General features: G+C 40.1%; 16 protein-coding genes. 10 read left to right on the top strand and 6 right to left on the bottom strand.

The features are described 5' to 3' along the window. The first annotated feature begins 188 nt into the window (after positions 1-188). The 6 genes from LG307_RS20335 to LG307_RS20310 all read left to right on the top strand — a co-directional run bounded on the left by LG307_RS20335 (position 189) and on the right by LG307_RS20310 (position 6,524). Positions 189-656 (top strand): DUF600 domain-containing protein, encoded by a 468-nt coding sequence (locus LG307_RS20335; protein ID WP_404445880.1) that lies wholly within the window; start codon positions 189-191, stop codon positions 654-656. 765 nt (positions 657-1,421) lie between these two features. Then, positions 1,422-2,375 (top strand): helix-turn-helix transcriptional regulator, encoded by a 954-nt coding sequence (locus tag LG307_RS20330; protein ID WP_404450514.1) that lies wholly within the window; start codon positions 1,422-1,424, stop codon positions 2,373-2,375. A 75-nt stretch (positions 2,376-2,450) separates the two neighbouring features. Beyond that, positions 2,451-3,080, top strand: coding sequence for a type 1 glutamine amidotransferase family protein (locus tag LG307_RS20325; protein ID WP_404445878.1), 630 nt, complete (start codon positions 2,451-2,453; stop codon positions 3,078-3,080). A 265-nt stretch (positions 3,081-3,345) separates the two neighbouring features. Further along, positions 3,346-4,173, top strand: coding sequence for an MIP/aquaporin family protein (locus LG307_RS20320; RefSeq protein ID WP_404445875.1), 828 nt, complete (start codon positions 3,346-3,348; stop codon positions 4,171-4,173). A gap of 37 nt (positions 4,174-4,210) precedes the next feature. Further along, on the top strand, positions 4,211-5,740 hold the full coding sequence (gene glpK / locus LG307_RS20315) for a glycerol kinase GlpK (protein ID WP_404445872.1): 1,530 nt from the start codon (positions 4,211-4,213) through the stop codon (positions 5,738-5,740). A gap of 229 nt (positions 5,741-5,969) precedes the next feature. After that, on the top strand, positions 5,970-6,524 hold the full coding sequence (locus LG307_RS20310; RefSeq protein WP_404445869.1) for a glycerol-3-phosphate responsive antiterminator: 555 nt from the start codon (positions 5,970-5,972) through the stop codon (positions 6,522-6,524). Positions 6,525-6,648: 124 nt separating this feature from the next. On the opposite strand, the gene LG307_RS20305 is transcribed toward LG307_RS20310, so the two are convergent. Beyond that, positions 6,649-7,125, bottom strand: coding sequence for a hypothetical protein (locus LG307_RS20305; protein WP_404445866.1), 477 nt, complete (start codon positions 7,123-7,125; stop codon positions 6,649-6,651). Between the two features lie 384 nt (positions 7,126-7,509). On the opposite strand from LG307_RS20305, the gene LG307_RS20300 reads away from it, so the two are divergent. Next, positions 7,510-8,064 carry a hypothetical protein gene (locus LG307_RS20300; protein ID WP_404445864.1) on the top strand — a complete coding sequence of 185 codons (555 nt, stop codon included), beginning with the start codon at positions 7,510-7,512 and terminating at the stop codon, positions 8,062-8,064. A gap of 34 nt (positions 8,065-8,098) precedes the next feature. Here the strand turns inward: LG307_RS20300 and LG307_RS20295 are convergent, their stop codons facing one another. Then, positions 8,099-8,563, bottom strand: coding sequence for a hypothetical protein (locus LG307_RS20295; protein WP_404445861.1), 465 nt, complete (start codon positions 8,561-8,563; stop codon positions 8,099-8,101). Next, entirely contained in the window at positions 8,564-8,755 is a 192-nt protein-coding gene (locus LG307_RS20290; RefSeq protein ID WP_404445859.1) for a helix-turn-helix transcriptional regulator, read from the bottom strand. Positions 8,756-8,974: 219 nt separating this feature from the next. On the opposite strand from LG307_RS20290, the gene LG307_RS20285 reads away from it, so the two are divergent. After that, positions 8,975-9,124: a S8 family serine peptidase gene (locus tag LG307_RS20285; protein ID WP_404450513.1), complete on the top strand. Its 150-nt coding sequence runs from the start codon at positions 8,975-8,977 to the stop codon at positions 9,122-9,124. Positions 9,125-9,237: 113 nt separating this feature from the next. Here LG307_RS20285 and LG307_RS20280 read toward each other — a convergent pair whose 3' ends face one another. Further along, positions 9,238-9,585, bottom strand: a complete 348-nt coding sequence (locus tag LG307_RS20280) for a hypothetical protein (protein WP_404445856.1) — start codon at positions 9,583-9,585, stop codon at positions 9,238-9,240. A 552-nt stretch (positions 9,586-10,137) separates the two neighbouring features. Then, the gene (locus LG307_RS20275; RefSeq protein ID WP_404445853.1) at positions 10,138-10,500 is read right to left on the bottom strand and encodes a DUF948 domain-containing protein; all 363 of its coding nucleotides are present in this window, start codon (positions 10,498-10,500) and stop codon (positions 10,138-10,140) included. A gap of 189 nt (positions 10,501-10,689) precedes the next feature. On the opposite strand from LG307_RS20275, the gene LG307_RS20270 reads away from it, so the two are divergent. Next, the gene (locus tag LG307_RS20270) at positions 10,690-11,835 is read left to right on the top strand and encodes a glycerate kinase (protein ID WP_404445850.1); all 1,146 of its coding nucleotides are present in this window, start codon (positions 10,690-10,692) and stop codon (positions 11,833-11,835) included. A 222-nt stretch (positions 11,836-12,057) separates the two neighbouring features. On the opposite strand, the gene LG307_RS20265 is transcribed toward LG307_RS20270, so the two are convergent. Further along, a complete protein-coding gene (locus LG307_RS20265; RefSeq protein WP_404445847.1) occupies positions 12,058-13,944 on the bottom strand; it encodes a cell wall-binding repeat-containing protein in 1,887 nt (628 codons plus the stop codon). An 817-nt stretch (positions 13,945-14,761) separates the two neighbouring features. Between LG307_RS20265 and LG307_RS20260 the strand changes: the two genes are divergently transcribed. After that, positions 14,762-21,340: a 5'-nucleotidase C-terminal domain-containing protein gene (locus tag LG307_RS20260; RefSeq protein ID WP_404445844.1), complete on the top strand. Its 6,579-nt coding sequence runs from the start codon at positions 14,762-14,764 to the stop codon at positions 21,338-21,340. The last annotated feature ends 486 nt before the right edge of the window (positions 21,341-21,826 follow it).

The raw sequence follows: 21,826 nt of genomic DNA, 5'->3' as shown, positions 1-21,826 counted from the left end.
GAAAAAATAAAGAATTAAACACCTCAGAGGGAGAGAGGAAGACTGAAAATACAAAGTTGGAAGGAGAAGTTAGTAGATATGAAGAAGATTGGAGCTAACTATGGAAGTGAACTCAGAAGACCAGCATCAGAACTTGAGATTAGTGAAATGAAAGATAATAAAATACGGCTCTTTCTTAAAGTGAAAATATGAAATTATTTGAAGATTATTTCTCAGAATTAAAAGCAGACATGGTAGCTATTTGTTTAGAATACGTAGACAATAAAGCAGACGACATTTTTATCTATTGTTCCTATGAACCTAAGATGTATGTCTTTGACTTCTTTTTTAGAATTAATGGAGAAGTGGTTCATATGCATCAACTAAACAAAGCTGTAAAAGAATCTGACAGTCAACTTGCTCAAGTTTATGATGTTTCAAGAGATAGGCAAAAGGCAGTCCTTAGAATAGGCAATCAAAATCTAAAGCTTATTCATAAGAAGTGTGAAGAGTACAATCGAGAGATGCCAACTGAAATGAAATTACATTATGATGTAAAGCAAAATAGCCTAAAAGGAAAATATAGATACGAATTAGTTTATTCGACTGACTCCGAACTACTGCCAGATGATATTTTTGATTTGTGGTTTGTAGAAGTTAAGGGTAATAACCTTTAAATTAGACCTTGGTTGGCTTAAGTAACCTAGTTCTTTTACAGTTGTAGGTGTGTGGGTTTAGAGGACTGGCACGCCGGCCACCTATAAGATCGTTAGGGAGGACGGGAGTTTGGATTGGTCCGCTGCTTCCTTTGCTTTTTTAGTGTCGGGTTATATACAAATATTGGTTATTCAAGTTGATTTTCAGGGTAAGTAACAATTAATAAAGGGAGGGGATGTTGTGAAAAAAATAGATTTATATGAACAGGTAGTAATTCTCCCATGAAGAATGCCTCAAAAGAAGCCCAATGGTCACTTTCTTTCATTATGTTGCTAATCTTCATTTTAGCTTCCGTAGTGGATAACTATTTCTTAAAGATTGATTCCAAAATATTAAGGGCAATGTTTATCCTTGCGTGTACATGCACACCCTATTTTATAGCTAGGTTTATTATTTTTAGGAGCTGAGGGGTCAATAACGGTGACCCGTTCATTGTTAGTAACGTGTTTTCTAAGAATAATTATTTTTGAACAAACGTTTGATCAATTTTATTTTTGATGTTGTAAGAACTGGGATTTTAGTAGTTCGGGTTATATCGACTATTTTTTCATGGTATTTTGAAATAGTTTATAGCAACTGAGGAGTAGCACTTGTTGGAATTGTAGTGTAGATGGGTGGAGGGTCCTGCACACATGTTCTTTCTTATTTTAACGCTGCGAAGCGAAAATGGGTCGGCGTGCCTGTCCCCTCAGCCCACCAACCCAACACCACGGAGGTGAACCATCATCCCTAAAACGGACAATACCCTTGCGATTCTTTGGATGCTTCGCACAGGGGAAAAAATAACGGCCAAACAAATAGCAGAAAAGTTGGAAATGAATATAAGGACGGTCTATCGTTATATGGATACACTTTCTACAAGCGGTGTTCCTATCATTTCAGACACAGGACATAATGGAGGGTATACACTACTGAGTCAATTTTATGAATCCCCTCTCTTTTTTGATCAGGAAGAACAAACTTCCTTACTGCATGCTGCAATATTTGCAGAGGGAGCTGGTTATTATGGCGGGGAAGCACTCACGAGGGCTGTTTCCAAGCTTAACAACTATACCAATCAAGAGCAGGAAAAAAAGATAGCCAAGCAGTTTACTAGCTTGGAAGTATTGAATCGCCTAAACTCCCACCCCCAGTCCACTCTCCAAGCCTTGGAACAAGCTATTTTGGGTGGATATTCCGTAGAAATCAACTACAAAAATAAAAGGGAAGAACCATCAATTCGGACGATAGATCCATACCGAATTATTCATTGGAATCTTAATTGGTATGTATCAGGTTTTTGTCATTTTAGAAAGGAAATTCGAAGTTTTAGGGTCGATCGAATAGAAACACTAGTACCAACGGAAAATCAGTTTACACAACCAGAGGATTTTTCAACGAGTGCGGCTTTTCTTAACAGTCTTTTTCCATCTATTGAAAAGGTAGAAACCGCTGTGCTCGTACTTACGGGGAGTATGCATGCACTAAAGGATATTTGCGAACATTGGTTTTTTGAGAATTACCTACAGCAAAGAACAGATAATCAAGCAACTTTTCTTCTCGAGAAGGAAGTCTTGCACAAGTATGTTCCATCCTTGCTTATCCCGTTTGGTACCTCCATCAAAGTCATGGAACCGCAAAGTCTAAAAGAGGAAATGATAACAACCTTATCAACATTGATAAAATTTCACCAAGAATAAAACTTCCCTGACAGCGGATGTCAGGGAAGTTTTATTATACTAGGTACTATCAATGATGATGGGAGCGAATAGAAAATGCAAACAAAGAAAGCGTATCTGTATGTATTTCATACAATGTCGGACTGGGAATATGGTCACTTAATAGCGGAACTAAACACAGGGAGATATTTTAAAAAAGACATCCCCCTTCTAAACATTGTGACAATAGGAACAACCAAAGAAACCATCACCACTATGGGTGGATTGAAGATAACGCCAGATCTTTCCCTTGATCAATGTACTTTTAATAAAGCAGACTTGCTCATCTTACCTGGAGGATTTACTTGGGGAGAAAAAGAACAACACCCCATCCTACAAAGAATAGGGAAAGCATTAGATACCGGGTCGATTGTTGCCGCAATATGTGGCGCAACAGAAGCGCTAGCCAATATGGGATACCTCGATAACAGAAAGCACACAAGCAATAGCTTGGATTATTTGAAGATGGTATGCCCCGACTATAAAGGGGAAAATTTTCACGAAAAAGAGCTCCTGGCAACGACAAGTGATAACCTAATTACCGCATCCGGCATCGCCCCCCTTGAATTCGCAAGGGAAGTACTCCAAAAACTAGAAGTACTATCACCCGAAACACTAGAATCCTGGTATCAACTTAACAAAACACAGAAACCAGAACATTTCTTTGAATTGATGAGTTCGGTTTGAATCAAGGAGAATCAGTGAATCAAGGGGACAGGCACGCCGACCCACTTGGGTCGGCGTGCCTGTCCCCTCAGCCCATTTTACAAATTAGCAAAGCTTGTGTATAATGTAGTCAAGTTAATTAATTGGCTGATGAGTCTTTGAGAGACAGCTTATGTACCAGAGTGGATGGAGATCCCCTTTGGTACATGAGCTGTCTTTTTTTACTTCAAAAAAGAAAACGTTTCCAAATTAGTAAAATCAAAATTATTTTAAAGGAGTGATGTAAATGACTGCTTTTTTAGGTGAAGTAGTTGGTACGATGATTCTAATTATTTTTGGAGGAGGAGTTGTTGCAGGCGTTGTTCTAAAAAAATCGAAAGCCGAAAACTCTGGATGGATGGTCATTACAATGGGATGGGGGTTTGCTGTAGCATTTGGTGTCTATGCAGTGGGTGGTATTAGTGGAGCCCATCTTAATCCAGCGGTAACGCTTGGAATGGCGTACATTGGGGAATTTGCTTGGGCAAAAGTGCCAGGTTATATTGCAGCGCAGATACTGGGGGCATTCATAGGAGCCACAATCGTTTACTTGCATTATCTGCCCCATTGGAGAGAAACAGTGGACCAGGGAGCGAAACTAGCAGTATTTTCAACCAGTCCAGCTATACGTCACACTCCCTCAAATTTAATTAGTGAAATTTTGGGTACAGCGGTTTTACTATTTGGCCTGTTAAGTATTGGTGCAAATGAATTTACAGAAGGGTTAAATCCACTAATCGTCGGTTTCTTTATTGTAGCAATCGGACTTTCACTTGGCGGCACAACGGGTTACGCTATCAACCCTGCTCGTGATTTAGGTCCCCGTATTGCACATGCTTTGTTGCCAATACCGGGGAAAGGTTCATCTGATTGGAAATATGCCTGGATTCCAGTTGTAGGTCCTTTACTGGGAGGAGTTTTAGGAGCGAAGTTTTATCAGATCGTCTTTACCGATGGATCTGAGACAGGTTTATTCATTCTTGTTGGGGTAATCGCTGCTGTCGTGCTAGCGACAAAAGTGATGCCAGCCTCCACCCAGGTGGATGTAGAAGTGAAAAAGAAGGCAGCATCCTAAAATAATTATTTAAAAATATATCTAGGGGGAAAATGAGATGCAAAAAAAATATATTCTTGCTTTAGACCAAGGTACAACCAGCTCAAGGGCAATCTTGTTTAACAAAGACGGAGGGATTGTTCATACTGCTCAAAAGGAATTTACACAGTATTTTCCTAAACCGGGCTGGGTGGAACATGATGCAAATGAAATTTGGGGATCCGTTCTTGCTGTTATTGCAGGTGTCTTATCAGAGGCGGAAGTGAAACCGAGTGAAATTGCCGGAATTGGTATTACCAATCAAAGAGAAACTGCTGTTGTATGGGATAAAAATACTGGAAAGCCGGTTTATCATGCAATCGTGTGGCAATCACGTCAAACAGCTGATATTTGTGAGGAGCTCAAATCAAAAGGGCATGATGAGTTATTTAGAAAGAAAACAGGTTTATTAATAGATGCATATTTTTCAGGAACAAAAGTGAAATGGATATTAGACAATGTGGATGGTGCTAGAAAAAAAGCAGAAAATGGTGAGCTCCTATTTGGGACGATTGATTCATGGTTAATCTGGAAGCTGAGTGGTGGAATGGCACATGTAACCGATTTTACAAATGCTTCAAGAACGCTTATGTATAATATTTATGAATTGACATGGGACCAGGAGCTGCTGAATATTTTAGATGTTCCAGCATCGATGCTCCCAGAGGTACGTTCTTCATCGGAAGTGTATGCCCACACGGCAGATTATCATTTCTTTGGGGAGATGGTGCCAATCGCAGGTGCAGCAGGCGATCAGCAAGCGGCTTTATTCGGTCAAGCATGCTTTGAGAAGGGCATGGCGAAAAACACTTATGGTACAGGCTGCTTCATGTTAATGAATACGGGTGAGACGCCTGTTCCTTCCAAAAACGGCTTACTGACAACAATAGCTTGGGGAGTTGACGGGAAGGTTGAGTATGCATTAGAAGGAAGTATTTTTGTAGCTGGATCTGCCATTCAATGGTTGCGTGACGGTTTGCGGATGATCAAAGCAGCTCCGGATACGGAAGAGTATGCGAATCGTGTAGAATCGACAGACGGTGTCTACGTTGTCCCAGCATTTGTTGGGCTTGGTACTCCTTATTGGGACAGCGATGCAAGAGGTGCCATTTTTGGATTAACACGCGGTACGTCAAAAGAGCATTTTATCCGTGCAACACTTGAATCTCTTGCATACCAGTCAAAAGATGTGCTCCAGGCAATGGAGGCGGATTCAGGAATAAAACTGAAAAAACTTCGTACGGATGGCGGTGCAGTTAAAAATAATTTCTTAATGAAATTCCAAAGCGATATACTTAATGTCCCTGTTGAACGACCGCAAGTAAATGAAACGACGGCACTTGGTGCAGCTTATCTAGCCGGTCTTGCAATCGGTTTTTGGAAAAGTCGTGATGAAATTGCTGAAAACTGGATGATCGATCACACGTTTGAGGTAACGATGAACGAAGAAACACGTACGAATTTATATAATGGATGGAAAAAAGCTGTTGAATCCACTATGGGATTCAAACCGGTTGTTCGATTATCAAAAGAAGAGCAATCTGTATAACCTTTACGAATAATTGCACGGTATGTTAAACTGATGATAAGTTAAGTAAAGGTCTGAGTAGATGACGAGACCACGGCATCTTGTAAACATATTGAATATGTTTACAAGTTTGTTGTGGTCTCTTTTCTATTGAGCTCTGATTTCAGCAGTTAACTTCTTTAATTTAATGAGTAATAGTGCATATTTGTTTAGAGAATTCTATTAAGAACTTCAATACTGGAGGGTGTATATGGACTTTAATGGTCAGAAGGTTCTTCCTGCAATCAAAAAGATGAAAGACTTTGAAATGGTACTTGAAAGTAATTATGAATATATTGTCATACTTGAGATCCATATCTCGCAGCTGGCTAGTGTCATGAAATATGCTGCGAATAGGCAGAAAAAAATCATTTTACATGCGGATTTAATTCAGGGCTTAAAAAGTGATAAAAATGCTGCGGAATTTTTATGTCATAACCTAAAGCCAGTAGGTCTGATTTCGACACGGGGAGATGTCCTTAAAACAGCCAAGAAAAATAATATTATCGCCATTCAGCGCTTATTTCTCATTGATACAATTGCTCTGGAAACGAGTTATAAGTTAGCAGCCAACGTCCAGCCTGATTTTATTGAAGTATTACCAGGCGTATTGCCTCAATTTATTGAGAGGGTTAAAAACGATACAAATATCGATATCATAACAGGCGGATTAATAGACAATGAAGACGACGTAAAGCAAGCACTTGATGCAGGTGCCAAAGCAGTAACAACATCGAATACAGATTTGTGGAATTTTGGGGGTTGAGGGGACAGGCACGGCGACCCAACTGGATCGCCGTGCCTGTCTTCTTTGTGGGTCGAGGGGACAGGCACGGCGACCCGTCTTTACGGTAGTGTGTTAAAGACGCGCCTATCCCCACCGCCCATTATCAAATCCCTGCAGCTTCAAAACGAGTGCTAGAGCCATCCCTGTCGTCATCAATGATTCCTCTTGAGGTACTTGTAAAGAATATTTCTACCAAATCGCCTGCCTGGAGTTGCAAAATAGTAGAGGTGTTAACTATATTGGCAAAAACCATGGATGGAACAACGCCAGAGAGGAAATATTCGTTGTCAGCTGCAACACTCTCCCCATTCACCCGAACCTCCAAACGAGCCCGAAACGGAATCGCATCATTCTTGGGAAAAAAAGTAACCTTTCCTGCTACAAAATAAACCCCATCCTCTGAAGGAACAAATGTAGACGTATTTGCATTGTAAATATCCCCATTATCAAACTGCACACCTGTAAAAAAAACCTTCACCAACTCATCAGCATTATCATAATCCTGCCAATCTACCTTCGCCGCGCGGAAAGCAGGAGTTTGTTCCGCATGACCATCCCTACCATTCACGACGATATCCATGCGATACCTCTTATCACTCATTAAATTATTCACTCTTTTTGTTTTATATTTTATCTATCATTCTATGAAGAGCTGAGTGGACAGGTTCGCTGTCTCGTCCTTTTATTTTTTTAAGGATTATTTATGGTTTGGCTAAGGTTGTATTAATGTTTGATTAATATAATGAATCTGCCATAAAAGAGGGAGATCATGACATTGGTTAATAAGAGGGTGATTTATGAAAGTTGGAAAAGGGGGAAAGTAAGAAAGTTTTTTAGAAGAATGATAGATGAAGTATAAATAAGGATATAGAGTCGGGATTTGTAATTTTCTAGTGATTATTATTCAATAGTTTACTCTCATTCTTTAAAATTGCCAAAAAAATAAATTATAGGAGTTGTTTTTATGAAAAAGTTTTCATGTGCTATTTTAGCAAGTATGATGTTTCTAACAGCTGTGGTTGCGCCTATTGGAAGTGTTTATGCATCATCTAATGATCTTCAAGTTGAGACAGATGTTGTAGAGAAAGAATTGGAACAAGAATTAGAATTTTTATTTGAAGAGGCTATGAATCTTGAAAATGATACATATGTTGTTAATGAACAAGTAGTTATTGATTTTTTTGGTGAAGAGGCTCTTCCATCGATTTTAGCATTTGCGAAAATGATAAATGGAGAAGAATTAGAAGAAAGTGATTTAATTGGTGTTCCTGATTATGGATCATTTTCAGAAAATCAAATTATGGCTAGGTCAACATCTTGGAAAAAGTGTGTAGGTGATAAAATTGTAGATGCTACAGGAATTGGATTTTTGACTGGTGGTATGTGGAAACTTGTTGAAAAGAAAAATTGGGATTTACTTGCTAAAGAATTAGCAAAAATTGCTGGTAAAAACGCTATAAAAGGTGGCGCTATTGGTTTAGCTGCATCTCTAGCTTGGTATGGAATTAAGTGTAAATAAAAAGGCCCCTGTATTGGGGGTCCTTTTTTATTATTCATTGTATTTTTTGGTTTTTTATAAAAGAAATTTTTAAAGAGATTATATTAAATAAGTTGAAAAATAAAAATATAAATATTGCCATCCCTGCTAGATTAAACCAACCAGAATTAGAATCTGGTAAATCTATTAGTGTAATCCATAAAACGGAAAATAAAATTGTGAATTTTATTGATGAAAATATGATTTTTTTACGTGTTTTTTGATAATCATTTTTTGTGAAGACGTATGTATATTCAATGCCTGAAATTGTGTATCTTATAAGTGTATAAATAATAGGAAACATAATAGATAAAAATAGTAGTACACTATTATTAAAACTAAATAAATTTGATTTTTGTAAAATTAGTAAAATAGTATGAGAAATTATTAACAGGAAAGTACTTTCCGCCATATAAGTTAAGATTTTCTCTTTTTTATATTCATCTTCAGGTAAAAAAATAGTTAAAAATCCAGTATTCATTTACTCATCCTCCCAAAAAACATCGTTTAAAGTAGTACCTAAAGCTTTACATAGTAATATACATATTTTTATGCTTGGATTATATAAATCTTTTTCAATAAGTCCAATTGTTTGTCTGGTTACTTGTGTTAGATTTGCTAATTCTAATTGTGTCATTCCAATTTCTTGACGTTTTTCTCTAACTCTATTCATTTTCCACACCCTTTATTAAAATGTAACATATAAATTGCATTTGGGCAATTATTTTAATTAATGAAGTTGGTAAATAAGGTTTTTGGGATGTATGTATTAATCCTAGGTGATAATTGTCACCCTCTTTTTTTAACCTTTTAGGAAAATTTAAGACCAGAGCAATAGTCAACGGTAAATGTCTGACTGAACGTAAGTGAAGGAATTTAAGGAGTTGAAGGAATTAACATCGTTGCTGCTTCTGGCAATACTATGGGGTTGTCAGTTGATTATCCTGCCAATTACAAAAATGTTTTATCGATATCTTCCGTCTCGGCGGGAACAAAGACTTCCACAGGAATATTCCCTCTAAGAGACTCACCATTTCCTTGAATATATGTGTTTCCACTTCACAGCTATTTTCCTTGCAAACTCGTTTTTTATGACCATTTTCCCGCTGCGGACTAGCTGATGTAATAGTTGAAGCTTGGCAGTACCTCTTATTATCATGACATCTCATTTTCAGGTCCTCCTTCTTTACAAGAAATGCAAAAAGTCTTTTCTAAATAAAACCTAATTCGCTGCTGACCTAACATATCGAGAGTGTCGAGCCTTACATTTGCGAATTGAAATGATTTTGTCTGGTTTATTGGGATGGCAGTTTCCACCGGCTCGTCAGAAAAATCATTAATAACCTGAACAATTAAATCAAAACCTGTTTCCTCATCCTCCAAAGGAAGATTGGACAACTGAAAAAACACTTTGTTTGGATGTGTAGTGAAGTCGAAAAACAATTCATAGGTAAATAAACCCTCAATATTAAATCGGAGCGGGATATTACCAGCCTCGTCCACACCAACCCCCTGCATAACATAACTTTCAACAAAACTTTTTGGTGGACATCCCTGTTTTTTCTACCATTTCTTTCAGGATTATCAGCAAAACTATACTTCCTAATCAAACCAATTCCTCCTATCTCAAAAAATTTAATCTAGTAATATTCTATGAGACAAGTAGTGAAAAGGTTCTGGGGTGTGGGTTGAGGGGACAGGTTCCCTGACCCTACTACCCACTAAAGTGATAAAGTGTGAAGAAGCAGAGATCGTCACGCTCTTTACTATGACCCTGAAGTGGTGAACACCGCGATTAGGGTAAGAATTAATGAATCTAAGCGACTCCAGCTCAAAAATGAAATAGCGAATATGCTAGCTCACTAGACTCAACTGGTATCTCAAAGTTTTAATGGAATAGTTATTTTTAAACAAACGTTTGACTAAATGAAATTTTTGACTTGCTCTGATAAACCTACTATTAATGTGATAAATATCGACTATTCTCGCATGGTATATCAAAATGATATCACAAACAGGTCCGTTGCCTATTAGGCGACGGACCTGTTTGTCCTATTACTTTACTTTAATTTGAACTGGATGACTTTCTTGCGCATGAATGGTTTTTGTTTGTCTTTTTTGCATAGCCGTTCTCTTTATCTCACTTGTAACGTTGTGTATCATATCCCCTACATCATGAGCGGACTCAATTAAAGGATCTACGGCTTTCATTTTTCCTTTTACATCATCAGAAATTTGGTTGGCTGTATGAATTAGATCCTTTGCTTCCTCTGATATTCCGTTCACCGCTGTCCGTGCGTCAGACAGCGTTTTTTCGGTTTCAGCAAGTGTGGTCATTACTTTTCTTAATGTCATAATCAAATAGATGACGAGGATGGTAAACGCAACAGCTGCAATAATAGCACTCCACTCAAGCATGGAGACCAGCTCCCTTCTTTTACTCTAAGCCTATGAGGTTGGGAGCTCAGACATTCCTTTTCTTGAAAACGAAGTTGTTCTGTGCAAAAGATTCTCTATTAGGGTAACGAATGATTATAAAGGGTTGGAGGATTCAGGCATCAATCGTCGAATTAATCGGGAGAAGCTTGGATTCAGGTGGTGAATAGATTGAAAAAAATACTTGTAGCACCCGATTCCTTTAAAGGCTCCTTGTCGGCTTATAAAGTTGGGGAGGCTATGGCTAGAGGCGTAAAAGCTGTGTTTCCTTCGGCAGAGGTTGAAATTTTACCTATGGCAGATGGAGGGGAAGGAACGGTGGATGCGCTTCTCAACGCCAACAAAGGGAAAGTGGAGGAAGTTAAAGTGTCTGGCCCTTTGATGGAACAGACACTGGCGAGGTACGGCGTATTCGATTACAACGGAAAGCCACATGCAGTTATCGAATGTGCAGAAAGTACGGGGCTTACCTTAGTTCCAATCACAAAACGAAATCCGATGGCGGCCAACTCTTATGGATTTGGTGCGCAAATACGGGACGCGATTGAAAAGGGATATCGGCATCTGATTGTCACATTAGGCGGAAGTGCAACCAATGATGGTGGCATTGGGATGCTGCAGGCACTTGGCTGGAAATTTTATGATCAAAATGGAAGACTGCTATCTCAGGAAGATGGAAATCCGTTACTACATGTACACGATTTCTCTTCAGAAGGAGCATTACCAGAGTTGTCGGAATGTACCATCACCATTGCCAGTGATGTGAGGAATCCTTTTTATGGACCCCGAGGAGCTGCATTTGTCTTTGCAGGGCAGAAAGGTGCTTCAAAGGATGAAATCATAGAATTGGATGGTCACTTAAAACGCTTCGCTGATTTAGTTAAGCAAAAGCATGGCGTGAACATACAAGAAATACCCGGAGCTGGTGCCGCCGGCGGGCTAGGTGGTGCCTTTGCAGGAATTTTAGGTGCTGACATGCAATCTGGAATAGAAATGATCCTGCATTATACAAATGCTTCTGAGAAAATGAAGCACGCCGATCTCGTGTTTACAGGAGAAGGAAGCCTGGACAGCCAATCAATCTACGGAAAAGTCCCCATTGGTGTGGCAAAGCTGGCAAAAAAGCACGGCAAAACAGTAGTTGGCATTGCAGGAAGAATAGATACCGATACAGTGCTACTGAATGAACACCTTGATGCAGTATTCTCCATCCAAACCCAATGCAGGAGTCTAGCGGAAGCCATGCAACCGGAAGTGACCGAGCGGCAGATTGAGGTGACGGTGGAGCAGATTTGTAGACTTATGAGACCGTTGTGAGTCGAGGGGACAGACACTGACCCGTCTTTGCTTTAGAGGCTGAAAGTATACAACACGAAAAAAAAGAAGAGTATGAGGACTGCCTCTACCCTTCTTTCTTTTTGTGGAATATACAAAAAAAGCAACCAATTATTCAATATAACTAATCATATTATTGATAATACACATATTTACAGATTATTACACTGATTACAAAGAAAAAATGTCTGTCCCTCTAGCCCATTAATTCTTTTTAAAAACCTCCACACCAGTCAACGGCACAGTAGACTCGTCCTCATAGAAGTGGGAGATAACTACGATATCATCTTTGTTTTGAAGCAGTGCATGCACCTCGCCGTGAGTAGACAGGCGATCTGTTTCTTCAAAACTTCCCATGTCATGGCCAAGTAAAAGCCCATTTCTTCCTAAGATGAAGGAATCGCTGCTAAAGACTACATCGGTAAAATCGTATGCTAACTCTTCATTTAATCCCAGCCCATCAGCATTAAATACATATCCAGCATTGTTGAATACATATTTTCCGTCTGCGGATACTTTAATTTTCGTATCCAAATCAAATTCGCCATGGTATGGAGAATCTTTGTAGTCTCCGATGTTCCCATCGCCTGATAATTGATAGACTGATATATCGCGCGGGGAAATGGTGGTATTCACTGCAAAGATTTTATCTTCACCAGGAGCCAGCTCAATATTCGTTAATTCATAAATTCCTTGAGTAGAAAGGTGCTTCCCATTGGCATCATAACTGTTTAAGTGACTATGTTGCCCGGACCCGCTCGCGATATAAATGAAGCCTTTACTGTCCACCACGATATCATAAGGATCAATATTAACCTCGAGACGCTTATCCAAAGTGAAGGTATCTGCGTTGACCACGGCAATCACACCCTCTTGATCCTCTTCCCACCAGTAGCTGCTATGCTCCCCTTTTAACAAGGAGACATATAGCTTGTTATTTGCAAAATAAATGCTCTCCGCTTCTTCGTCAAAATGAAGAGTGTTCACTTTTCCAGTTTCATAATTTAATGCCTTTACGGCTTTGCGAGTATTTGTATAATAAATGATTGGTTTTGTAGGGTGAATAGCCACATCTACCATCTTTTCATCGATGTACTCTTTTAATTCAGTGTCCACATACGCCGTGCTCTCCCAAACTACATCCGAAGAAACAGCGCTTTCTCCTCCAATTACAGTTATATCAATATAACGGTTTGTGGAGAAATGATCTTCCACTTCAGGGACGACCTTTGTCGGGTTAGCTAAAATCATATTGGCATTCCACACTTTTGCAAGGCCAGAAGCCGTCACTGCATCAGGATAGTCTTCCTTGGTCTTGCTTACGGAAGTCCCTCTCACAATCAGAACATTATCCGCAAGTGTTTCATCCAATGATAGTATATTAGTTTGATAGCGGTTGGCACCTGCTATTCTAGTAACCTTAATGCCTTTGTTTTCAAGCTCTTTTCGTACAGATTGGCCGACTACCTTTTCCCCGCCGAAAATCGTCACTTCTTTAATATTTGCCGGTAGTGCAACAGGAAGCTTGCTATCTGTTGCAAGGTAGATAGGAATGCCATTGATCGCAGCAGGACTAGAAGCGGAAATCGCATCTGCCACCGTATATCCATTTACCACAATAGCTTTCGTGTTTCTATTTGTTCCAGCTACTTCATTAATTTTAGCGGCTGTTTCAAAACGAGTTGATCCAGACACCCGCTCTGTAAAATAACCCTGCTTCTTCAAAGCTTTCAAGACATCATCACTAATGGCTGCAGTTCCGCCAAGAATGATAACCTCACTTGCCTCTAATCGATCCAATTCCTGAGACACTTTTTCAGGAAGGGTATTGGTAGGAGTCAATAAAATAGGAGCCTCCAAAGTACCTGCCAAACTTGCAGCTGCCAAAGCATCCGCCGGGTTATTCGACCTTGCCAGAATTACCACATCCGATTGTTCCCAACCAGCCTTCGAAATTTCAATAGCAGTTGAAATACGATCATGTCCAGCTACACGATGATACTCACTCAACGCATTCGCCTCTCCAGAAAAACCACTAAAAACCCCACAACCAACAGCAACAGCAACCACCCAAGCACATAACTTCTTCATCTTCCGCTAACTCCCTCAACTTCCTCAAAGTAATGGTAAAAACTTGAACACTTTTTTATTATAATTCCTGTAATTAGATTTGTCTTTTTTTATTTTTGGAGGTATCGGGGGTCAGGCACAAATTACTAGCGGCTGGATAGCTGATAGAACAAAAAAGAATATATAGGGAAATTGCTTAGATTTCGCTGTTTTAATTTTGTTCGGTCATTTATCCTCTCGCTTCGGATAAAAAAGATGAAAAATACTAGGAGTTCGGACAATTCATAACGACATTCGGTCAACTTTCGACCACCAAAAAATTTCGTTTGGTCAATTCCCGCCAATCTTCGGTCAACTTCGCCAAAACTTCGGCCAACTTTTTAAAATCTTCGGTCAAAAACGCAAAATCTTCGGACATTTGACATGTTAGGTACCGAAAGGACAGGCACAAAGTCCCAAATGTGTCGCCGTGCCTGTCTCCGTAGCCCACCCTCACACCCCCTCTAGGAAACAAATGGAAGCGCTAACATGAAGAATTTGTATTTACAGATAATTCGCGCCAATCTATAATGGGGAAGGGGGTTTTTTGTTTGTATTGGTTGGATTAAGTCGAAATTCTAGGAATCTAGTTATTATTTTCCGAACATTAGCACTCTTGGATCTTGTGATAATTCTACTAATCTTCACAATAAATTAACACTAGATTCATAATAGGGCTATACAATAATGACTGGGAAACATTTGTTACAATTTTCCCCTAATTACTACGTAAGTCACGCAAAATCACCATGATTCAACAATAGGGTCAATAATCTTTTAGAAAATGGGAGGAAAGAAATTGAAGAGACGACATAAGAGGGGTATTAGTATTGTCACGTTAGTATTCTTGTTAACAAGTTTACTATCACCAATGGCTAATACGAATGTGAAAGCTGAAACAGTTGTTGCTACAGATCTCATTATTTCGGAGTATATTGAGGGATCTTCTTTTAATAAGGCTATTGAACTATTTAATGGTACAGGTGCAGAAGTTGACCTGAGCGGCTATACACTTGAACATTACAATAACAGTGGGAGTGCCACTACAGGAACTACCACAACGGATCTAGTTTTACCACTAGATGGAAAGATTGCAGCTGGAGATACATACGTTATTTCTCGTTCTGATGCACATGCAGATATTGTTGCTGTCACGGACAAAATTGACACCAGCAAACAGGTCATCAACTTCAACGGAAACGATCAAATTGTCCTGAAAAAAGACGGACAAGTAGTAGATTCCATTGGCCAAGTCGGCTCCGTTGCAAATGTCCTAGCTGACGTTTCTCTTGTTAGAGACAGCAATATTACAACAGGCGATACGGTCATCAACGACGCTTTTGATAAAAGCACAGAATGGACGAGCCAAGGGAAAGATGTATTCACTGACCTTGGAAAACACACTTTCGGAGCTGCCGATCCTGGTGAGCCTACCGATCCAGAACCAACTCCATCCATCACTATTGCGGAAGCTCGCGAACTTGGCGAGAACAACACGGTAACGATTGAAGGAATTGCGACAACGAACACAGGACTTTGGGGCGGAGATTCCTTCTACATGCAGGATGAAACTGCAGGAATGTTCATCTATGGAAGTCCTAAGAGTGCAAAACCTGGTGATGAAATTAAAATTACCGGTAAACTGACAACCTATAACAATGAGTTAGAAATCGTTGATATTACAAGTCTAGAAATCATCTCATCCGGAAACGAACTTCCTGCCGCACAAGTTGTGACAAAAGTGGATGAAAGCACACAAGGTGAATTTTTAAAACTTGAAAACGTGACGATTTCTGAAATGACGAAAGATTCCTATGGAACAGCAACGTTCAAAGCTGTTTTCGAAAATGGAGAAAGCGTAACGGTCATTCACGATAACCGCACAGGTTCCAACTATGATGACTTAATCAAGCAATACAAAGAAGGCGATAAAGTTCATCTTACAGGTGTTGGATCTATCAATAATGCTGGTTATCACTTAAAAACTACTGGTCTAGATAGCTATGATCTAGTTAATAAGCCTGCTGTATATGTAACTCAAGCTGAAGGAGTTGTAGAAGCAGGTACGAAAATTGAATTGAAATCTGGTACGGAAGGTGCTGAAATCTATTACACGACGGATGGTTCAGCTCCAACTACAGAAAGCACAAAATACACAGAACCAATTGCTTTAGAAACTGGTGAAACGACCATCAAAGCGATTGCGGTTGCTGAAGGTACAGAAAGCGAAGTATACAGCTTCACTTATAAAATTTTGGATACAGAAGGAATCTTTATCCATGACATCCAAGGAAAAGGCCATGTTTCCGAGTACAACGGATCATCCGTTTCTGATATCACAGGTGTTGTCACACATGTCTTTGGTGCTAACAGCTTTGTGATGCAAGACGTTGAGAATGCAGATGATGATAGTGCTACATCTGAAGCCATTGAAGTCTACCTAAGAAACCATGGTGTTTCTGTTGGGGATGCCGTTTCTGTAGATGGAAAAGTTACAGAATTTGGTGGAGGAGCCAACCTTTCCAGAACACAAATTACTGGTTCTGCCGTAGAAAAAACAGGAACAGCAGACCTTCCTGCACCTCTTGTAGTTGGGAAAGATATTTTCCCTCCAAACAAAATTATCGATAACGATAAAATGGCATCGTTTGATCCAGAAGAAGACGGTATTGATTTCTGGGAATCTGTTGAATATATGCGTCTATCCTTCCCGGATGCTCTAGTAGTTGGACCGCCATATTCCGGCGATGTTCCAATCATTGTAGAAAGCACAACAAATAACGAACTAAACGTTATGGGCGGATTAAATATCGCAGCAGACGATTACAACCCTGAAAAAATCATGCTTGATAACGTTGGAAACGACTTTAAATCAGGCGATCAATTTGATGGAGATGTCATTGGTATCCTTTCTTATGCAAGTGCAGGCTACCAATTGGTAACTGACAAGAACACATTGCCGGATGTTATCCCATCCACTATTAAACCGGAAGTTACACATATTGAACCTGCAGACGACAAATTGACTGTAGCAAATTACAATATTGAAAATTTCTCTAACAACAAAGCAAACACACCAGATGAGAAAGTGGAAAGAATCGCAAACTCATTTGTGGAAAACATGAAATCTCCTGACATCATCACGCTTGTAGAGGTTCAGGATAATGACGGACAGACGGATTCTGGTAGTTCAGATGCATCCGAGAGCTATGAGCGCTTGATTGATGCAATCAAAGTTGCTGGTGGTCCAGAGTATGATTGGACAGATGTTGCACCTGAAAATAATACAAACGGTGGTGCGCCAGGCGCAAATATCCGTGTTGGTTACCTATACAACCCTGATAGAGTGGAGCTGGTGGATGCTACTAAAGGAACAGCAACTGAAGCAAATGCTTGGACTGAAGAAGGTAACTTAACGCTTAACCCAGGTGTAATCAATCCTGAAGCATTCTCTAACACACGTAAACCAATTGCTGCAGAATTCGAATTCCAAGGTGAACGAGTCGTAGTCATCGGTACTCACTTGAATTCTAAAGGTGGAGACCAATCTCTATGGGGAGCAAATCAACCTCCACAATTGGGTTCAGAAACTGAGCGACTTCAATTAGCACAAGCAATTAATGATTTCGTAGATGCTGGACTTGCAGAAAACCCTGCTTTAAATATTGTGGTTGCTGGAGATATGAATGACTTTGAATTCACACCGGCACTTGACACACTTAAAGGCGGAGTTTTAACAAACATGGTTGATCTAGTTCCTGCAGAAGACCGTTTCTCTTACTTCTATCAAGGAAACAACCAAGTTTTAGACCATATCTTAGTTTCTAACAATCTAGTACCGAATACAACAGTGGACATGATCCATATCAATGCGAATTTCACAGAAGCACAAGGTCAGGCATCTGACCATGATCCTATGTTGGTACAACTTGATTTAACAAAACCAGCGGGTCCAGACTTGACAATCTTCCATACGAATGACACTCATTCTGCATTGGATTTAATGCCAAGGACTGTCACCAAGCTTAAAGAACTTAGAGAGGTTTCTCCGAATGCACTGCTTCTTCATGCAGGTGATGCATTTACAGGAACATTATATTTCAATGAATTCCTAGGTGAAGCAGATCTAGCCATGATGAACCTAATGGACTTTGACGCGATGACTTTTGGTAACCATGAATTTGACTTAGGTTCTTCACCAGAAGGCCATCAAGCATTGGTTGACTTTGTAAAGGGAGCCAATTTCCCATTAATAAGTGCAAACGTTGATTTTTCAAAAGATGCGAAGTTTGATGGACTTTTCAATGACTCTATCGAATCAGCATACGAAAGTGGCCAAATCTATGACGGTATCATTAAAGAAGTTAACGGTGAGAAAGTTGGTATCTTCGGTTTAACGACAGAAGAAACAGCTGATATCTCCAGCCCAGGCTCCATTGAATTCCAGAACTATCTGGAAGAAGCTGAAAAAGCAGTTAAATATTTAGAAGAACAAGGTGTTAATCGTATTGTCGCTTTGACTCATATTGGATATGACGACAATGCAGCAGTCGACAATGATCTAGTTCTTGCTGAAGAAGTAGAAGGCATTGACGTAATCGTAGGTGGACATAGCCATACAGCATTGTCCGAGCCTGTAGTGGTAGTCAATGATGGAATACCAACCCTGATTGTTCAAACTGGTAATGCAAACAACAACCTTGGTGTGTTGAATGTTAATTTTGACGAAAATGGTGTCATTACTACACATGATGGTCGCATTATCGCAATCAACGATAGCATTGCAGCTGACCCAGAAGCAGTAGAAGTGCTTGCTCCATTTAAAGCACATGTGGATGAAGTAGCGCAAACAGAAATCGGTGTAACTACACCTTACGAATTGGAAAACCCACGCACAGGCGGCGACAATACAAAGCCAAGTGTACGTAGAAACGAAACAATCCTTGGTAACCTGATCACAGACGGAATGCTTGCGAAAGCGAAAGATTTCACTGGCAAAAATGTCATTATGGCATTGCAAAACGGTGGAGGAATCCGTGCAGCTATTAATGCAGGCGAGATCACGGTTGGGGAAATCATGACGGTTCTTCCATTTGCCAACACACTGGCAACGATGGAGTTAACTGGCGAGGAGCTAAAAGAAGCTTTTGAAATCAGCTTAAGTCAATATCCAGGGGAAAATGGCGGTTTCTTACACGTAGCAGGCGGTAAAATAGAATTTGATTCTACAAAACCAGCAGGCGAGCGCGTTAAATCCATCAAGTTTTTAAATGAAGATGGCAAATATGTAAAAGTGAAAAACAACGAAACATACACGATTGCAACAAATGCATTCACAGCAAAAGGCGGAGACGGCTATGACGTATTCGCAAAAGCTTATGCAGAAGGACGTGTAACAGATCTAGGCTTATCTGATTGGGAAAACTTCCGCGACCACTTAGTAAGTGTTGGCAGCGAAGGAATCCCTACTGAAACTGAAGGCAGAATCACAGATATAAAAGGTCTATTCGACCTAACGGTTATGCATACAAATGACACGCATTCAGCGTTGGAAAACATGCCGAAAACCGTTACAGCTGTAAAAGAAATCAGAGAAGAAAATCCGGATGCACTTCTACTTGACGCAGGAGATGTATTCACTGGAACTCTCTATTTCAATGAGTTCCAAGGTGAAGCGGAACTTGCTTTAATGAAACTGTTGGGCTATGACGCCATGACATTTGGAAACCATGAATTTGACTTAGGTTCTTCAGCAGAAGGCCATCAGGCATTGGTTGACTTTGTTAAAGGAGCAAACTTCCCATTTGTAAGTGCTAACGTTGATTTCTCTAAAGATGCAAAGTTCGATGGACTATTCAATGACTCCATTGAAGAAGTATATGAAAATGGTGAAATCTATAATGGGATCATCAAAGAAGTGAATGGCGAGAAAATCGGTATCTTCGGTTTAACAACAGAAGAAACAGCGGATATCTCAAGCCCAGGCTCCATCACTTTTGAAAATTATTTAGAAGCAGCAGAAAAAGCAGTTGCTTCCTTAGAAGAACAAGGCGTTAACAAGATCATTGCATTAACGCATATAGGATATGACGACAATGCAGCAATCGACAATGACCTAGTTCTTGCTGAAGAAGTAGAGGGCATCGACATCATCGTTGGTGGACACAGCCATACGGCATTGAAAGAACCGGTAGTGGTAGGTAACGACGAAACTCCTACTGTCATCGTTCAAACTGGAAACTCCAATAGCAATCTTGGTCTACTAGACGTAAGATTCGATGAAAATGGTGTAGTAATTGAAAATAGCGGACAGCTGATCTCTGTCAGCGGCAAGGAAGCTGACCCAGAAGCAGTAGAAGTTTTAGCACCATTCAAAGAACGCGTTGATGCGGTTGCAAACGAAGAAATCGGCGTATCAACACCAATTGAATTAGAAAATCCACGTACAGATGGCGACAATACAAAACCAAGCGTACGTAAAAACGAAACAATCCTAGGTAACCTGATTACCGACGGAATGCTTGAGAAGGCGAAAGACTTCACTGGCAAGAATGTCATCTTGTCACTACAAAACGGTGGCGGTATCCGTGCAGCGATTAATCAAGGTCCAATCACTGTAGGAGAAGTTATCGCAGTTCTTCCGTTTGCCAACACACTGGCAACAATGGACTTGACTGGTGCAGAACTTAAAGAAGCATTCGAAAGAAGTTTCAGCCAATACCCAGGTGAAAATGGCGGTTTCTTACACGTATCAGGAGGTATAATAGAATTTGATTCTACGAAACCTGCAGGCGAACGTGTCGTATCTATTAAATATGTGGATGAAAACGGTCATTTAGTAGAATTGAAAGACGACGAAACATATACCATTGCTACAAATGCCTTCACAGCAAAAGGCGGAGACGGCTATGACGTCTTTGCAAATGCTTATGCAGAAGGCCGAGTAACTGATCTTGGCCTATCCGATTGGGAAAACTTCCGTGAGCATCTAGTGAATATTGGAAGCGAAGGAATCCCGACTGAAATTGAAGGTAGATTTGTAGATGTAAGTTTAAACCCGGGTGAAGAACCAGGAGAAGAGCCGGGTGAAGAGCCAGGAGAAGAGCCGGGTGAAGAGCCAGGCGAAAATCCAGGGAATAAACCGGGCGAGAACCCAGGTAACAAACCGGGAGAAAATCCAGGCCATAAGCCAGGTGACAAACCAGGGAACAAGCCAGGAGAAAAACCAGGTAACAAACCGGGTGACAAACCTGGAAACGGAAATAAACTTCCGAATACAGCAACAAATACTTTCTCTGTTTTACTAACCGGGTTAGTACTAGTATCAGTTGGTGGCGGATTATTCTTCTGGAATAGAAGGAGAATTGCTAAAAATTGAGGGTGTAGGGTGAGTCGAGGGGACAGGCATGCTGACCCGCCTCACCTTTAAGCTGACACAGATAATGGTGTGAGGATCTTGGGATCTTCACATCATTTTTGTTTTATTTGAACGGTTCCGTTTATTCATTTTCACGGGGGCTGTTGTCCTGTAATCAGTATTTGAGTAAAAAATGAATATTATTTGTGAAAAATGCCTCTGTTTTTGTTAAAAAAATTCGTTCGGTCATTTTTCTTCTTGCTTCGGACAAATAATATAGAAATGTACTAGAGGTTCGGACACATCGCAACTCCGTTCGGTCAACTTTCAATCACCTTTGGACACCTCAAAATTTTGTTTGGTCAACTCTTGCCAATCTTCGGTCAACTATCCCAAAACTTCGGTCAACTTTCAAAAATCTTCGGTCAAAAACCCGAAATCTTTGGACATTTGACTAAACACGGGTTGAAGGGACAGGTCTACCCAAATGTGGTCGCCGTGCCTGTC

The organism is Sutcliffiella horikoshii, from assembly GCF_044809035.1.
Taxonomy (GTDB): domain Bacteria; phylum Bacillota; class Bacilli; order Bacillales; family Bacillaceae_I; genus Sutcliffiella_A; species Sutcliffiella_A horikoshii_G.
The sequence above is the reverse complement of the archived record's forward strand: the minus strand, read 5'-3'. Positions and strand labels throughout refer to the sequence as shown.

Excerpts from the sequence above, each read along its gene's own strand:
- LG307_RS20335 (WP_404445880.1), top strand. The coding sequence starts at position 189 with ATGAAATTATTTGAAGATTATTTCTCAGAATTAAAAGCAGACATGGTA.
- LG307_RS20325 (WP_404445878.1), top strand. The coding sequence starts at position 2,451 with ATGCAAACAAAGAAAGCGTATCTGTATGTATTTCATACAATGTCGGAC.
- LG307_RS20320 (WP_404445875.1), top strand. The coding sequence starts at position 3,346 with ATGACTGCTTTTTTAGGTGAAGTAGTTGGTACGATGATTCTAATTATT.
- glpK (WP_404445872.1), top strand. The coding sequence starts at position 4,211 with ATGCAAAAAAAATATATTCTTGCTTTAGACCAAGGTACAACCAGCTCA.
- LG307_RS20310 (WP_404445869.1), top strand. The coding sequence starts at position 5,970 with ATGGACTTTAATGGTCAGAAGGTTCTTCCTGCAATCAAAAAGATGAAA.
- LG307_RS20305 (WP_404445866.1), bottom strand. The coding sequence starts at position 7,125 with ATGGATATCGTCGTGAATGGTAGGGATGGTCATGCGGAACAAACTCCT.
- LG307_RS20300 (WP_404445864.1), top strand. The coding sequence starts at position 7,510 with ATGAAAAAGTTTTCATGTGCTATTTTAGCAAGTATGATGTTTCTAACA.
- LG307_RS20295 (WP_404445861.1), bottom strand. The coding sequence starts at position 8,563 with ATGAATACTGGATTTTTAACTATTTTTTTACCTGAAGATGAATATAAA.
- LG307_RS20290 (WP_404445859.1), bottom strand. The coding sequence starts at position 8,755 with ATGAATAGAGTTAGAGAAAAACGTCAAGAAATTGGAATGACACAATTA.
- LG307_RS20275 (WP_404445853.1), bottom strand. The coding sequence starts at position 10,500 with ATGCTTGAGTGGAGTGCTATTATTGCAGCTGTTGCGTTTACCATCCTC.
- LG307_RS20265 (WP_404445847.1), bottom strand. The coding sequence starts at position 13,944 with ATGAAGAAGTTATGTGCTTGGGTGGTTGCTGTTGCTGTTGGTTGTGGG.